The sequence below is a fragment of the Bartonella sp. AA168HLJHH genome, from assembly GCF_042197365.1.
Lineage (GTDB): Bacteria > Pseudomonadota > Alphaproteobacteria > Rhizobiales > Rhizobiaceae > Bartonella.
In genome coordinates this window covers 11766-28193 of sequence record NZ_JBHIRS010000016.1, presented here as the reverse complement: position 1 = coordinate 28193, position 16428 = coordinate 11766, and the positions used below count along the sequence as shown (strand labels likewise).

General features: G+C 37.9%; 7 protein-coding genes, 2 tRNA genes and 1 pseudogene. 4 read left to right on the top strand and 6 right to left on the bottom strand.

All coding sequences use genetic code 11. From position 1 onward, the window contains the following. Positions 1-112: 112 nt before the first annotated feature. A tRNA-Gln gene (locus ACFINM_RS08030) sits at positions 113-186 on the bottom strand. Between the two features lie 261 nt (positions 187-447). Between ACFINM_RS08030 and ACFINM_RS08025 the strand changes: the two genes are divergently transcribed. Together ACFINM_RS08025 and ACFINM_RS08020 are read left to right on the top strand one after the other, a co-directional pair. Then, positions 448-837 (top strand): VOC family protein, encoded by a 390-nt coding sequence (locus ACFINM_RS08025; protein WP_375630289.1) that lies wholly within the window; start codon positions 448-450, stop codon positions 835-837. A gap of 232 nt (positions 838-1069) precedes the next feature. Then, positions 1070-1159, top strand: a pseudogene (locus tag ACFINM_RS08020) (DNA adenine methylase); the annotation flags it as partial. Between the two features lie 1576 nt (positions 1160-2735). Here ACFINM_RS08020 and ACFINM_RS08015 read toward each other — a convergent pair. The 5 genes from ACFINM_RS08015 to ACFINM_RS07995 form a co-directional block, all read right to left on the bottom strand. Next, positions 2736-2806 (bottom strand) — tRNA-Gln (locus ACFINM_RS08015). Positions 2807-2870: 64 nt separating this feature from the next. Further along, entirely contained in the window at positions 2871-3629 is a 759-nt protein-coding gene (locus tag ACFINM_RS08010; RefSeq protein WP_375641039.1) for an ABC transporter ATP-binding protein, read from the bottom strand. Then, a complete protein-coding gene (locus tag ACFINM_RS08005) occupies positions 3626-4501 on the bottom strand; it encodes an iron chelate uptake ABC transporter family permease subunit (protein ID WP_375621641.1) in 876 nt (291 codons plus the stop codon). Before ACFINM_RS08005 ends, ACFINM_RS08010 begins: the two co-directional genes overlap by 4 nt. 67 nt (positions 4502-4568) lie before the next feature. Further along, positions 4569-5525, bottom strand: coding sequence for an ABC transporter permease (locus ACFINM_RS08000; protein WP_375613670.1), 957 nt, complete (start codon positions 5523-5525; stop codon positions 4569-4571). Between the two features lie 103 nt (positions 5526-5628). Continuing rightward, the gene (locus ACFINM_RS07995) at positions 5629-6579 is read right to left on the bottom strand and encodes a siderophore ABC transporter substrate-binding protein (RefSeq protein WP_375612402.1); all 951 of its coding nucleotides are present in this window, start codon (positions 6577-6579) and stop codon (positions 5629-5631) included. A 198-nt stretch (positions 6580-6777) separates the two neighbouring features. Here ACFINM_RS07995 and ACFINM_RS07990 point away from each other — a divergent pair, with 198 nt between their 5' ends. Further along, positions 6778-12336, top strand: a complete 5559-nt coding sequence (locus ACFINM_RS07990) for an autotransporter outer membrane beta-barrel domain-containing protein (RefSeq protein ID WP_375641038.1) — start codon at positions 6778-6780, stop codon at positions 12334-12336. A gap of 675 nt (positions 12337-13011) precedes the next feature. Further along, positions 13012-16161 carry an autotransporter outer membrane beta-barrel domain-containing protein gene (locus ACFINM_RS07985; RefSeq protein WP_375641037.1) on the top strand — a complete coding sequence of 1050 codons (3150 nt, stop codon included), beginning with the start codon at positions 13012-13014 and terminating at the stop codon, positions 16159-16161. Positions 16162-16428 lie beyond the last annotated feature (267 nt).

Genomic DNA, 16428 nt, shown 5'->3' with positions numbered 1-16428 from the left:
CTTAAAAACTCTTTGAGAAAAAATAAATTGGTACAAAACCTAGTGGCAAAATATACAAAACCCGCTGGCAAGCTACACCCGCTGGCAAGCTACAGGCAAGCTACATACAAACTGGCTGGGGAACTTGGATTCGAACCAAGATTGACGGAGTCAGAGTCCGCTGTTCTACCATTAAACTATTCCCCAATAAGCCAATTTTACCATTTCTAGCAGATTCTATAGTGTAGGCAAGTGCAAAAAATCTTTAGATTATCGATAATAAAGAGCGATAGGGATATCATTATAATCCCAGTAGGGGCGTCCTCGATATTTTAGCATATAGCAATAAGCGAGTAAAAACATACAAATAGAACACACCGCGAACGGAGGCATCATAAACTCTTTTTGGAATATTCCCTAATATAGGTGTATCATGTCAGGCAGTTACTACTAAATCATGGAGAATTTATGAGTAATATCCCTACTTATCCTGTTACCCCAAACCTACAGTTGGTATACGTCTCAAACATAGAGTATTCTACGGCTTTTTACAAATTCATCTTCAAGAAAGAACCTGTGTTTACCTCGCCACGCTATGTTGCATTTGCTTCTTCGGGGGATGCTCTCTTTGCTCTCTGGTCTGGGGGCGATACGCCTGAGGCAAATGCACTTCGTTTTTCAGAAATCGGCATTATGTTGCCTACTGGAGAGGACGTAGATAAGCTCTATGCGGAATGGAAAGAGCAAACCACTGTTGAGATAAATGTTTTGAAGGAACCGTATACTGATGTATTTGGACGTACCTTCCTAATCAAAGATCCAGACGGACATATTATTCGTGTTTGTCCACTGGATTAAAAAGCTTGAGATCTGATCTTTAATTGTCTGAATTATAATACCTGAATTATAATAATTGTCTGTTTCCAAAACCTATAAGCTATGCAAGCTAAGAGGCTTACTTACGACGCGTGGCTTATCCGTTCGGTGCTGTTCCACTATATTCAGCCCCACAACCTGCCTGTTTCCACAGGCGGTCTAATTGGCTTGGACATCAGTCGGCGTTATTGCATGGCCAGCGATCAGTACTTGTAAAATCATAGAAGCTATCCCTCATCGCACTTATATTGAGTCTTTTATTGGAATGGGAGGAATATTCTTTACAAGGAAATTGATATCTTTATGAAGTTAAAAAGGCATTGTACATAAAAACTAATAAAATCAATATATTAAGTACAATTATTTTATATGAATCCACTTAAGAAGCCCTACTTTTATGCATGTTTGAATTGATCATTTTTTATATAAGATTGCCATGGATGTATAGACTATAAAAAGCAAATCATGATGCAAATACTATAACGCATAGGTGCATTCAAATGAAATGAAAAGCGGTTATCATTCATAACAGTTCATAAATTTTATGATACGTTTTTATTATAGCACAAATCACATTGTTTTAAATTTCAGTCGTTTGGAATTATCGATAACATAAATTGTATACGTTTAAGAATGGATGTGTTTTGCTCTTTATTTGAGTGTAACCTTAAAAGGAATAATCGTTTGAAACTATCATAAGCTTATAGGTTTAATTTATAAAGATTGCATAAAAGGATTTAAAGACAAGATCATTTTTAAAAACACTTACTAAAAAGTTAGTAAATGATAGGCAGGCATTATATAGATACTATCATCACAATATAGAATGAAAATCACAATGTTATGTCTTATGAAATTGAAAGCCTTTTAATGATATAACGCAAGCAAGTGAGAAAAAACATTTAAAAGTTACAGTTTAAAAATATGAAACCAAATGAGTGCTCCCCAAATTTTGGAGGCACCTATTGAAAAAAATGAGGCAGCAAAATTCAAAACCATTGTAACATCTAAGGTATGGGATTTTATTCAATTTTGAGTCAAAAGCTATAATGTTTAAAGATGGCTATTCTAAAGATAACGCCTCCAAAATTGGATTGGTTGATTTTGCCAACTCAAATTTGAGCTGGTTAATTTGCAAAGAAGTTACATTTGAGTGCAAAATGAAAAGATACTTATGAAAGCCTTATTGAGAAGACATTCATTTAAGATGCATTTTCTTTTGATTGGATTGATAAAGTTACCAAGCGTTTATAGATTCTATAATGCTAATGAATGATATCAAAATCATAGCGATTATTTACGTTTCTTTTGATAAGTTTTCATATTTCTAAATAGAGCACTTGCAATATGATACGTTTTGTATATATGAATTTATTACTCCATTGTGGATGATTCATTTGAATCTTATAATCAATATCTGAAAGCCGCGTCATATCATTTGGCTCGGCTTTCTTTTTTGAATTCTCTCTTTAGATAGGTTTATAGCTATTAGATAAGGCTTTCCCATAAACAGAGCCAGATATACGTGTATTACTATGGAAAGGATTTATTTGCGAGAGGATTACCAGACAATGTTTGTTTTGCTTGCGCAAGAGAAAAATTCTTCTCTCTCAATGATGTGTCTCAGATCTGAAAAATCTTTAGCCAATTTAAGATAAAAGAGGTTGGCACATCTTATACATGTGGTTCAAAGAATCCGCACCGGCTCAAGAGCTTATCATCTCAAATTGCAATTTTTAGAGGAAGAGAAAATATGCATTAAAGGGATTTTAAATAACCCTTGAAAGTTTTTGAAGATCCTTTGAAAAAAATAAATTGATGCAAAACCTGCTTTCAAATTATACAAAAGCCGATGACAAGCTACAATCATTAAATACGGGCTGGGGAACTTGGATTCGAACCAAGATTGACGAAGTCAAAGTCCGCTGTTCTACCATTAAACTATTCCCCAATAAGCCAATTTTACTATCCCTAGTAGATTCTATAGTGCATGCAAGCGCAAAAAATCTTTATGATTATCGATAATAAAGAGCGATAGGGATGTCATTAATTGTTTTGATTTGAATATCGACATCATAAATGTCTTTAAGAATTTCTGGTTGCATAATTTCTTTTGGAGTCCCACAATAGGCCGCTTTCCCATTTTTCAATGCAACAATCATATCTGAGTAAGATGAGGCAAAATTAATATCGTGCATAACAATAAGAATGGTTTTTTTCAATTCATCAGCTGTGCGGCGTAATTGCTTCATCATAGAAACCGCATGTTTCATATCCAGATTATTTAATGGTTCATCTAAAAGAAGATAATCAGTGTCTTGGCAGATAACCATGGCTATAAAAGCGCGTTGACGCTGACCGCCAGAAAGTTCATCTAAAAAACGGTCTTTTAAATCTTGTAAGCCGAGATAGCGTAGCGCACTGTCGATAAATTGTTTATCTTCATGTGTATACCAGCCTTTTGAATAAGGATAGCGTCCGAAACTTACTAAATCGTACACGGTTAAGCGAAAAGACAAAGGATTTTCTTGACGCAGAATTGAGAGTTTTTGAGCCAAAATATCGTGGGGCATTTTATCAATATCAAAGCCGTCGATATGAATTGTACCATTATGGTGTGGCAAAAGACGTCTTATCAGCATTAAAAGAGTTGACTTTCCCGAACCATTGGGCCCAATAAGAGAAATAATCCCCCCTTTTGGAAGATAAAGGCATAAATTATCGATAATCAATCGTGTTCCGTAAGCCTTGGAAAGATGATTGATCTCAATCATTTTAGTTTTCCCTTCATCAGTAACATTAAAAAAACAATTCCCCCACAAAACTCAATGATAAAACTTAAACGCCCTGCCATATGAAAAATTTGTTCTAAAATAAATTGTCCCCCCACCAGACAAATAATAGCCAATAATATTGCAATTGGAACAACAATACTGTGTTTTGCTTGAGGAGAAAGTTCATAGGAAAGGTTGGCAACTAACAGTCCAAAAAAGGTGACGGGGCCTACTAATGCGGTGGAAATGGATACGAGAATGGAAACAAAAATAAGGACAGCTGTCGCACTTTTGTGGTAATTAACGCCAAGATTAAGAGCATTTTCACGTCCCAAAGCCAAAATATCAAGAAGATGACGGGAATGCCATCCAATCAGACTCACAATGAAGACAATGATTGTGGCAAAGCTTATTAATGGTGTATTGAATTTATTAAAATTTGCAAACATAATATCCGTTAAATTCATCATTTGGTCTGGATTTAGTTGCAATTGCATAAACATCCGTAAACTGAAAAAAAATCCGCCTAAAACAACACCGATTAAAAGCGTCAAATGAAGTCCTTTTAGGCTTCCTGAAAAGAGCCAGCGAAAAAGGCTTATTGAAAAAAGGATAAGAATGAGGGCTTCAAGAACAAGCTGTCCTTCTTCATTCAAAAAGGGCAAAGAAAGAGAGCCTACAAAATACATTAGGGCAGTCTTTATTAAAATATAAAGCTGATCAAATCCCATAATTGAAGGAGTAAGAAGACGGTTATTAACGATTGTTTGAAATAAAACCGTGGAAACGCTTATTGCATAGGCAATAAGAAGTAGAGAGGAAAGTTTTGTAAGACGAAATTTCCATGTATAAACATTGATATTCCACGTCATGTAAAGACTAATGACAGTGCATGCTATGATGATAAGTGTTGTTAGTACACATATTGTTTTTCTTCTTCTATCCAAGACGCTTTCTCCAGCGTAAAAGCAGTATCATAAAAATAAAACTACCGATTACACCCATTATGGTGCTGATGGGAATTTCAAGAGAGGGATGAATGATTCGTCCTAAAAGATCACAAATCAAGACCAATCCTGCACCGCTGATGGCCACCCAAGGAGCGGTATAGCGCATATTATCTCCCATGAAACTTGAAACAATATTTGGAATAATCAACCCAACAAAAGGAATACGGCCAATGGTACACACAACAACAGCAGTGATTGAGGCGACAATAAAAAGACCAAAAAACATGACAACACGATAATTCAATCCAAGGTTATTGGTTAAATCTTCTCCCAAACTTGCAACCGTAAAGCGATCAGCAGTACAATAGGCCAGAATACAAAGGGGAAGAGATAGCCATAAGAGTTCATATTTTCCTTCAAGAACCATCGAAAAACTGCCAAATAAGTAAGCTTGAAGAGAAGGAAGTAACATTTCATAATCTGCAATGGCATTGGTTAAAGAGCCAATAATATAGCTTAGCATAATCCCTGTAAGGGGTACAATGAGAGCAGATTTTAGAGGAATGCGTCGCAATAAAAACATAAAAAGTAAAGTGCCTACCATGGCAAAAATTGTCGCAACGACCATTTTTCCTAAAACAGGAATATCGGGCCAAAAAATCATAATAAAAAGAATGCCAAGGGAAGCAGATTCAATGGTTCCAGTGGTTGATGGTTCGACAAAGCGATTGCGTGTTAATAGTTGCATAATCATGCCTGAAAGTGCAAGTGCTGCGCCTACTAAAAGGATTGCAATGGTACGAGGAAGACGTGTTTGCCAAAAAATAAGCCACGCATGGGGATCGGCTGCAAAAAGGTTAGAAGGTGTGACATCAGAATAACCAACAAAAATGCTGAGGATAGACAGGAAAATTAGAAGTGTTATGGTTATCCAGTAATTCTTCACGTTAAATCATTTTCTAACAAAATATACAAAAAGCAAAGACTGCTTAATAAACAACCTCTGCTTTTAAATTTTATTTATATAGCAAGCAAGCTCTTTCGTGCGCTTATTTGCTCTTTGTAAAGGCTTCATTGATCTGCTGTGCGGTTTCAATGAGTGCTGTTAAACCACCATTTGCACGATACCAACTCCAAGAGTCCAAATAAATAATTTGGTTTTGTTTGCTTGCTGTTGTGCGGTGAACAAGCTCATTGTTGAGCAATTGTGCTGCGGATTGTCCTTCCCGTCCAATGGCTGCATCGCGATCAATCACTAACAACCAATCAGGATTGGTTTCAAGAATGAATTCAGGAGAAATGAGTTGTCCATGTTTTTGCACGGTAAGTTTATCGGTTGCAGGGGCAATTCCAAAAGCGGAGTGAAAAATATCGAAACGTGATTTGGGTCCGAAAGCACTGATTTTTCCACCAGAGGTCATGAGTATGAGCCCGGTGCCTTTTCCTTGGGTATTTTTACGGACTTCAGCAAAAGCTTCATTGATTTTTGCAATTTCCTTTTCTGCTTCTTGTGTTTTACCAAAAATTTTTCCAAGGATAGACACATTTCGTTTTATATCTTCAAGAGAATTTTCGTTTTCTACGGTTAGATCAATTGTTGGGGCTATTTTGGATAAGTCTTTATATTTTGCTTGAGTTCTGGAGGAAATAATAATCAAATCGGGTTGAAGAGTGGCAATTTTTTCATAATCTGGCTCAAAAACGGTTCCAATTCTTTCATATTTTGCATCGTCAAATTGTTGCAGATAGGAAGGTTTTTTTCCTTCAGGAAGGCCGATAACTGCTTGGATACCAAGGCGATTCATATTATCTAGCGAGGCAAGATCAAACACAACAACCTTTTGCGGAGAAGTGGGAACAGAAGTCGTGCCTGAAACATGATCAATTGTTATATTTGTCTGGGTACTCGTATTTGCAATACTCGTATGCGTCCACAAAATCGTTGCAAAACTAATTGCAACCAGTAAAACAGAAGTCATCCATTTCATATATTTTATCATCGTGATTTTATCCTTTTATCTAATATTACAAGGGTTTGTGCACTTAAAAACTTAACTTTGGTATTTTTATGCACAAAATGACGCACTGATAAATAACACTATGTTGTAAAGTTGACTAACATATGTTACAAACCGTTCACTTACCTCATTTTCACTTAATTCTAGTGTTTTTGCAACATTATTTAGAAAGTTTGACATATGATCAATGTATTTAAAAAGCGTACACGTTTGTATGCACTGACAACAAGTGCTTTCTTCTTTTTGCAAGGTGTAGATGTTTCTATGGGGAGTGGTTGGTTCTCATTCTCTTCGCCTGTATTATCTCCATTTGCGTCATTTGTTCCTAATTCAATTACATCATCTGTCTCTAATGCAATCGCTGAAAAGGTAGTTTCACTTGCATTGGATACAGTTAAAACATCTGTCGCTGACTCAATCTCTTCTATCTCTTCTATAGTTCCAACGCCTGAATCTCTAGTTACAGGACTATCTTCAGCATTTCAATATTTAGAAGTACTCATTGAACCTAGATCAGAAGCAAAGGGTTCATTGCCTAGAGCGTACGTTTCTATAAGACAACTTCCTGGTTCACGAATACCTCTTTTTGCGCTTTTTCCTAAAAACGATATAGATATGTGTGAAGATAGTTCTGGTGAGTCAGAGCGTGGATCCATTATATGTGTAGACGGTGGAGAACATACAATAAAAGGAGGTAAGATTCGTGTAAAAAAATACGGTGATAATGCTGTGTTTGCAGTGGGTCGTCTTGTTATAGATAATGCGAATGGTTCGCGTTCTAGCGTTGTAACGGGAGGTGCAGGTTCCAGAACTGCCAGAACTGCCAGAACTGTTAATAGTCTTGTAGGAGGGAATACCTCCGGACGTGTAAGTGTTGTTGACTCTTCGCGTTCTGGCGTTGTAAGGGGACCTTTATCCAAAACTGTAAATATTGCTAAGGCGACAAGTGTAAAGGTAGAAGGTGTATCTATCGTTGGTGTAGATCCTAAAAGCTTTAATGCTCAAACTGCTGTTATGGGGTTTGGGAGTGCTGTATTGTCGTTAGCAGGTGCAAAGGTTGAATTGCTGAAGTCAAATATCGAGAACTTTGTTACTGGTCTTGAGGCTGGGTACAAAGGAAATATTCATATGAAGGGGGGAAGCATCAAAAAAACTTTTTTGGGTGCTACAGCTAGTTTTGAATCGTCTATTTTTTTAGAGGGAACAGATATTAATGTGGAAGTCGTTAATGATAAAGTACCTCTGAATGTAGTTGGTTTACATAGTTCTGGTAGATCTCAAATAACGATGAAATCTGGATCAATTACTTTTGCAAAAGGTGGTGTGGGGATTTTGGCGGAAGACGAAGGATTTGTTACACTAGAAGATGTTAGAATTCATATTGCTGAAAAAGAGAGAAACAATGAGGAATCTCCAGAAGGAACTTTAGGTGGAGAGGCTGCTTCTAGTGTACTGGATCCGAGTGTTGTTTTTTTATTGGAAGATGGTTTTGTTTCTTCTAATCGTGTAATCTTTAACGGTTCTAATGCTATTGTTCTATGGATAAATAGTAATTACGGTATTGAAAATGGTCTCTTTGGTGTCATTAATTTAAGGTCTGGTCCTGGAAAGGTCGATAGTTTTACTGAATTTGTTGAGAATACTTTTGCTGATGACTATGCTAGCATTAGGTCTGCTATCAATTATTCGGTTATTACAGTAAAAGATAGAGGCTCGTATGGTATATATTTTGGTGAAAGTGAACCAGAATTCGAAAAAAGAAGTTTAGAAACGAATAATCAAAGTGAAGAAGGAGAAGAATCAAGTGCTAGAGTTAGAAGAAGTAGTGATGTTGCAGGAGCAACTATAGCTACAGTAACTACTGGAGGTGTTGTAGAAAGCCAAGCATCTTTCTCGGAAGAACCAGAAGTAGATGGGAGGCATATGGTTCTTTTAAGACGTTCTGTTCTCAAGGTTCCAGATGGTGTGGCCATTTATGGTAACGATTCGAGCGGTTCTGTTGCTTTAGGACAAGACACATTAGTTTCTGGTGATCTATTATTGCGTGCTACAGGTTCTTCTAGTTTGAAGGTTTTTGCTCATGATTCTAGTATTGTAGGTTCTGCACGCATTGATAGAACCGCGAGTGCAAACCTTTTTTTATCTCATTATTCAGAATGGCATTTAGCAAAAAGTAAGTATAGTAATGAAGCTTCGGATACAGATTGTATAGATTCTTGTGTTTCGTCTATAGATCTCAAAGATAGTGTTATTGCGTTTTTACGATCTGAAAATAGAGATGGAGGTTATCAAACACTTCGCGTTGGGGATGGGAACGGCACGGTTTACGCTGCTTCTGGAGATTCTTATATTTACTTTAATGCGCGTTTAGTTCCTAATACTTCGGATAGTGATCAAATGTCTGACAGGCTTTTGATTCATGGTGATGTTGCTGGAAAAACGATAGTGCGTGTAAAAGATACTTCAGAAGGAACACAACAAGATGATAAGCAATCTCATAGTATTTCAATTATTCAGGTCTTTGGACAAGCAGAGGCGGATTCTTTTAGGCTAGACGGTGATTATATTACACGAGAAGGGTTGCCTTATAAGTATGTTCTTCGTGCTTATGGTCCAACCATTTCTTCTTCGGAAATACAACCTTTTGATGAGAAATTAATTGCGAGTAGTGGAAATGCGAATAGTAGAAGTGTTTGGGATTTTCGCTTAGAAAATCAATATGTTGTTCCTCGTGTTTCTAATACTGTCACTGACGCTCGTGGAAGAGGAGATAGTGGTGGTTTGGCGGAACCTTCTGTGTCTGGAGAATCTGGAGCTATAATTTCTCCTTCAAGTGTTTCACTTTTGAGATCTGATACAGGTGGTGTACATCAGGAATTTGCATCTATAGGATCGGCGGCTGCATCTGGCGTAAAACCTAGTGGACCTGTTGGGCGTGTTCTTGTATTGGGTCGTTCTGGTGATGGTGATGTTTCTTCTCAGTGTAATGATATACAGAACAATAGCGAAGAGAGTAATGCTGTGGAGAAAGCTCTTTATGCATGCGGTGATGGTAAGACACATACAATAAAAAATCTTATACTGAAAGGGAATGATAAAGTTCAGCATTCTATGCATGCACAGAATGAGAATACAGTTATTAAGTTGGAGAATGCTACAATTATGGGGGGGGGTGATAATGAAAGCAATGTTGATCTTACTGAATTAAAGGCTATGAGTGCTGTTCTTGCAGAAGATAGCGCAGAGGTCGTTTTGGAAAAAAATTCAACAATTCAATCTTCTCTAATTGGTCTTGAAGCGCAAAGGGGCGGAAAGATTACGATGAACGCTGGAACAGTCAATGCGCGTTATGTGGGCGCTTTGGCAGGTTCTGGATCATCTGTTAATTTAAAGGATACGAAAATTAACGTAATGGGGAATTTGGCTGTGACTGGTCTGGCGAGTCAGGTTGGTGAGATAACTATGAATTCTGGAACTATTACTCTGGAAAAGGGAGTAGCAGTAAGGTCAGAATCTGGGGGCAGCGTTAAATTAGACAAAGTGAGAATTATTGCGAAAAAAGGACAGGATAAGTTAGATTCTGTAGATAACTTTGGGCGTGCAGCTTTTCTGTTGATTGATAATGGTTCTGTTGATTTTAAAAATGGGAGTGTTGTGACTGATGCTCATGCTTTGTGGATTGTGAATGGTAGTGGGAATGAGACGACTTCTCCTAGAAAAAAGAGATCATCTGACGTTCGTCCTACTATGAATCACGTAAATATCGAGTCTTCTACTGTTAAAGTGGAAGGTGAAGGAACCTATGGTATATATTTTGATGGTCTAACGCTGAAAGAAGGGAGTGAGAAAACTCGAAGTCAGAATCTAGAAACTGCGCAAACAGGCGTTGCTAAGCGGAGCGCTGTATCCAAACAGGAGAATACACCTATAGGCGTAACAGGGACAGTTTCGTTGAAAAAAACTGATTTTGAAGTTGCAAATGGTATAGCTATCTATGGTAATAATTCTGGTGGTCGTGTTTCATTAGAAAATAAAACAACTCTTGCTGGTGACTTGTTATTAAAAGCCGAGAATGATTCGAACATATTGGTTTCAGTTGATAATTCTATTGTTACAGGCGGTGTTCGCGTTGATAAAAATTCTTATGCAAAATTAGACTTGGCTAATAATTCACAGTGGATTCTAAAAAGAAGTGCACAGAGGAATTTGGGGGCTCTAGATTCAGGATGTGTGGATTCATGCATTTCTTCTGTAAGTCTTGTAAATAGTGCTATTGATTTTGCACCTTCGGAATCTGAAGGAAAATATCAGACTCTCCATATTGGAAATGGGAAAGGAACTGTTTATGCGGCACAGGGTAATGCTGTAATTCATCTCAATGCACGTTTAAATCCTCGTGATCGGAGTGATCAGCAAGTCACTGATCGGCTTGTCATTCATGGTGATGTTTCTGGAAAAACAAAAATACATGTACGAGGTGATGCGGGCAATGTAGGAGATGGTAAAGCGAATGCCAAGATTGCTCATACTGTTTCAATTATTCAGGTCTATGGTCAAGCGAAGAAAGACTCTTTCCAACTCGATGGCAATTATGTTGCACTGAGAAACTCACCTTACAAATACACCCTTCGTGCTTATGCTCCAGAAGCGACTTCGAAACAGGAGCATGTTCAGCAGAAATTTGTTAAGGATGGTGGAGAATTTTGGAATTTCCGTTTAGAAAATCAGTATGTTAAGTCTGTTGGATCTGCTGCCCTTCCTGAACAATTTGTAAGGTCTGTTGTTCCACAGGTTCCAACTTATCTCAGCTTGCCTAATAGTGTATTCCACGCTGGTTTGATGGATATTAGCAATCAAAATAAGCAATTGGAGACGTTGCGGATGACTTCTACAGGAATGGTAGAGGTTCGTGAAAATCCCGCTTTATACTTGCGCGGCTATGGTGGAAGTTACCGTTATGCTTCAGATCTGTCCGCACTTGAATATGGTTACGGAAGTGATCTTAGTTATAATGGTGTAGAGGCAGGTGTTTTGCTGCAAACTATTGAAAATGCTGATAGTGCTATATCCTTTGGCGTTATGGGAACTTATGGAAAACTTTCTCTGCAGCCTGTGAATGTTGAGCAAAGCCAGAAGAGTGCATTTGATAAATGGACTGTTACGGTATATGGTAGCATGCAGCATAATGTTGGCTTCTATGTCGACGGTCTTTTATCCTATGGTCTGTTCAAAGGTGATGTTCTCACCCTTGCACGGGGTAAAACAGCAACATTAAAAGGTAATCCTTTGAGTGTTTCTTTAGCTGGTGGTCAGACAATTATGACAGGATATAAGGGCTTTGTCTTTGATCCGCAGGTTCAGGTTGTGTATCAACATCTCCAGTTTAATAAGGCCCGTGATATCGACAATTTTAATATTGAAATGGGTAACCTTAATCAGTGGGTAGCACGTGTTGGTGGACGCTTAACCAAGATTCCTACAGGTTCTGAAGGCGTGAATGCTATTGCTTTCTATGGTAAGCTTTATCTTGCTCATGGTTTTGAAGGAAAACAGTCTGTGCATTTCAATGATGCTTTCAAGTTAGGAGCTTTTGGTTCTTCTCTAGAGGCTGGATTAGGTTTTAATGCCAAATTGTTGCCACAGTTCTCTCTGCATGCTGATATTCTCTATCAACATAAGCTTAATAAGGCTGGTTTTTCGGGAACAAGTTTTTCTGGAGGAGTACGTTATCAGTTTTAATATAAGGTACACTATGTACCTTTTTAGAAAAGGCAGCACATTGTGCTGCCTTTTTTATTTGTAACAACTTGTGTTGTCTTTAAAAGATTTTCGTCTTCTTGATTGAGCAAAAAAACATAGTTTTTTTGTGTATGAGAGCACTTTTCTCCGTTAAAGCGAATTTTCTTAAAATTTATGCTGCTACTGATGCGGTAGAGTGCTTCGCTTTTATCGGCTTTTTAAGCGTTCAGCAGACCGGTATGCGTTACGTGATCCTTTTTGATACTGTATTGATATTATCTAATATAATATTTGATGTTTTCTAAAGCTCGTTTTTGAGAGTTTGTTTTTTACGGATTTAAATCATTGTTTCATTCATCTCTTTGTGGATTAATTTTTAAAGTTCACAAGGCTAGATTGTGTTTTTAATTAATTGCACGCACTGGTTTCATTTTTTCTTTACACGAAATACAGAATGCATTATACACTTATAAATTGTGTTTTGTTGTTATTCTCTTATAGATGGTTTTTAGCGTAGAGCTTTTGCCAAATTTATTGGGATAATTCATTGCACAGTTCAAATAAGCATGAGGCATGTTCTTTTGTTACACTTTTCGTATTTTTGAGGTGTGCAAGGGGGTGTTTTGTAAGTGCTTTTGTTTTTAATGAGAGGGGAAGGAAAGTTTCGAGGGAACTATGATTAAAGTTTTTAGAAATCATGTATGTTTATGTGCTTGTACAACAGCTATCCTCTCTTTGCTTCAAAATGGAAGAGAAGTGTATGCGGCTGCAGAGGGGAAGGATAGTAAACCTTATGTTATAACGGTTACTCCGATCAACGGTATCGGTATTACTTCTGGTCCTTATCTTAGTGGGAGTAACATACACAAGCCTCCCCTTGGTGGAGAGAGTGGGCAGAATAATCATTATACTTCTCATCAGACCCCTGTTGGCAATAACGATGATGGTATTCGTGGGGGGAATGATTATCGTAAGCTTAGTGGAGTGGATGGATGGAATGGACATCAGAAAAATGTAGATAACTCTGTTAAAGATGCAGACTCTGATGGAAGAGGAGTAAATCCTGGGTTTTATTACTATAGTGGATTATATTATATATGCGATAATTGCGGGGAATCTAAAATTGATAATAAATCTTATACAATTACGAACGAAAATGTTTCCAACTATCCTGATGATCCTACTGCTATAACGGTGAAGCGGATAGGGTCCAGAGTTGATGGAGAAAATGTAACTGTTAGCAGTGAAATTTCTGATAAATCTTTTTTGCGTGGTGTGGCTGTATCAGATGACGGAAAGATTGTTTTGAAAAAACCGACGCTTCAAAATACAAAGTTAGCTCTTTTCGCTCATAATGGAATCATTGAGGTAAAGCAGGGGATTATAGAGGACAGTGATAGGGCTGTTGAAGCTGTGGGGAATTCATTGGTTATTTTAGAGGGTGCAAAAGTTAATACGCGTGATGGGAAGGCAAGTCTTTCCAGTTATAGCGGGGCAGATATTTGGGTGGAAGGTGGGGAGGTTAACTTTACCAACAGTCATGGGATTTCTGCGATGTTGGGAGGGAAGGTGATTCTCGATGGTGTCACTCTTACTGGAAAGGGCCACAAAGATAAAAATGATGCGGCTTTTTTAATGGATGAAGGGGGGCGTGTTGAGTTTACAGGGGGGACTATTAAGGTTGAGGGTGCACATGGTATATTATTAGAAAATCCCGTCAAGCCTTTTAGTGTTGTACCAGAACGCTCTGAAACAGAAGCTGAAACTGAAGATGAAGCTGAAGATTTATCGAATAACTTTTATGTGACCGAGGCTAACTTTAAGTCTTCTTCTATTACAGTAAAGGGTGAGGGATCTTATGGTATCTATTTTCAGGGAGAGAAGCCATGGAGCGAAGGTGGAGGTAAAAAAGAAGAGACTTCATTAGAGGAAGAAAAAGCTCCACCACGATTGGAAGTTGTTAATTTGGATACAACAGAGTTTTCTGTTGAAGACGATACCGCTCTTTATGGCAGCAATGTTATTTCTGGTGCGGTGAGTTTGATGAAAAGCACTCTTCGTTCAGGGAATTTTTTATTAAAAGCTGAGAAAGGGGCATCTGTGATCGTTTTGGCTGATGCTTCTACGCTTGAAGGTCGCACACACGTTGATAAAGACTCTAATGCCGAACTTTATTTAGGAGGTCGTTCTACATGGATTTTACAACAACCGCTGCAAAAAGATCAACATGGGGCTGCACATGATTCTTCTATTTCACTCGTTAGTCTTATGGGTGATAGCTCTATTAATTTTAAAAGACACGAATCTTCTTCTGTTGATAATTATCAAACCCTTCGTATTGGAAAGGGAAAGGGTGAGGTTTATAGAGCACAGGGCGGTGCCTCTATTTCTCTTAATACATACCTGAATAGTGGTGGTGCTCTTGATCATCAAAAGACGGATCGTGTTTTAATTCATGGGAATGTTTCGGGAAAAACAAAGCTCCAAGTGCATGGAGTTGCAGGAAGTCCAGGAGGATATACGGGAAAGGGGGGGAATGCTGAAGGTATTTCAATCATTCAGGTTTCTGGACAAGCAAAGCAAGATTCTTTTCAGTTGGAAGGTGGTTATGTAGCCTTAAACGAATTACCTTATCAGTATAAGCTTTATAGTTATGGTCCAGAATCTGAGTTTGGAAAAGCAAGTATGGATCAGAGATTAGTTGAAGGTAACGGGGAATTTTGGGATTTTCGCCTTGAAAGTAGGTCTATAGATTCTGATGTTCAACCTAAACCAGATCCTGCTCCTAAGCCAATTCCGGGACCAGAACCTTCTCCAGAACCAGCTCCGGAGCCTCATCCTCGTCCTAAGCCGGGCGTTAAGGCTGTTGTTCCGCAGGTTCCGACTTATCTCCTTTTGCCTAATGCCTTACGTCATATTGGTTTGATGAATGTTAACAATCAAAATAAGCGGTTAGAAGCTTTGCGAATTACTTCTGGGGGCTTATTAGAAAGTCGTGAAAACCCTCTCTTTTTTGTGAGCGGTTATGGCGGCAATCATCGTTATACTTCAAATCTTTCCACGCTTGAATATGGTTATGGCGGCGAGTTTGATTATAATGCACTAGAGGCAGGTGTTTTGCTGAAAGCAATCGAAAATATGTATGGTTCCACTTCTTTTGGAGTTATCGGGGCTTACGAGAGATTTTCTTTGCAACCTTTGAATGTTGAGCAGAGTCAAAAAAGTACATTTGATAAATGGTCAGTTACGGCATATGGTGGTATGCAGCATGATGCAGGTTTTTACGTTGATGGTCTTGTGTCTTACGGCTTGTTTAAAGGTGATGTTCTAACAACTGCACGTGGCAAGACGGCAACATTAAAGGGTTTCCCTTTAAGTGCTTCATTGACTGCTGGTAAAACGTTTATGGTGGGGGAAGACGGTTTTGTTTTTGATCCGCAAGTTCAGGTTGTTTATCAATATCTTCAATTTAATAAGGTGCGTGATGTGGATGGCTTTGATATTGATTTAGGAAAGCTTCATCAGTGGGTAGGGCGTGTTGGAGGGCGTTTAACAAAGAGGCTGGTCGTTACTGATGAGGCTCAGGTTGTTTCTTTCTATGGCAAGCTTCATCTTGCTCATGGTTTTGAAGGAAAACAATTTGTGCATTTTAAAGATGCTTTCCAGCTAGGTGCTTTTGGTTCTTCATTAGAAACAGGATTAGGTTTTAATGCCCAATTGTCTCAAAAATTTGCGCTTTACGGCGATTTGGTTTATCAGCACAAACTAACGAAAGCTGGTTTTTCTGGAACGAGTTTTTCAGGTGGATTGCGTTATCATTTCTAGTGTTGTTCCTGTTTTTGATTAATCTTTCAAAAAAGCTACAAGTTATACTTGTGGCTTTTTTTTCATTATCTATTCATTTTGTGTTATAGCATTTTTATGAGAGTGTGACTTTGCTTATCTTTAATATGCTTTTAGGTTGGACTTCTTTCGTTTTTTTGAAAAGTCTGAAGAGTTTGTACGTTATTGTTTCAAAATGCGTATTTCAGAGTGATTATTATACTATTTATAATATTTTGATTTATAAAGATATTTTTTAATTTAGGGCGC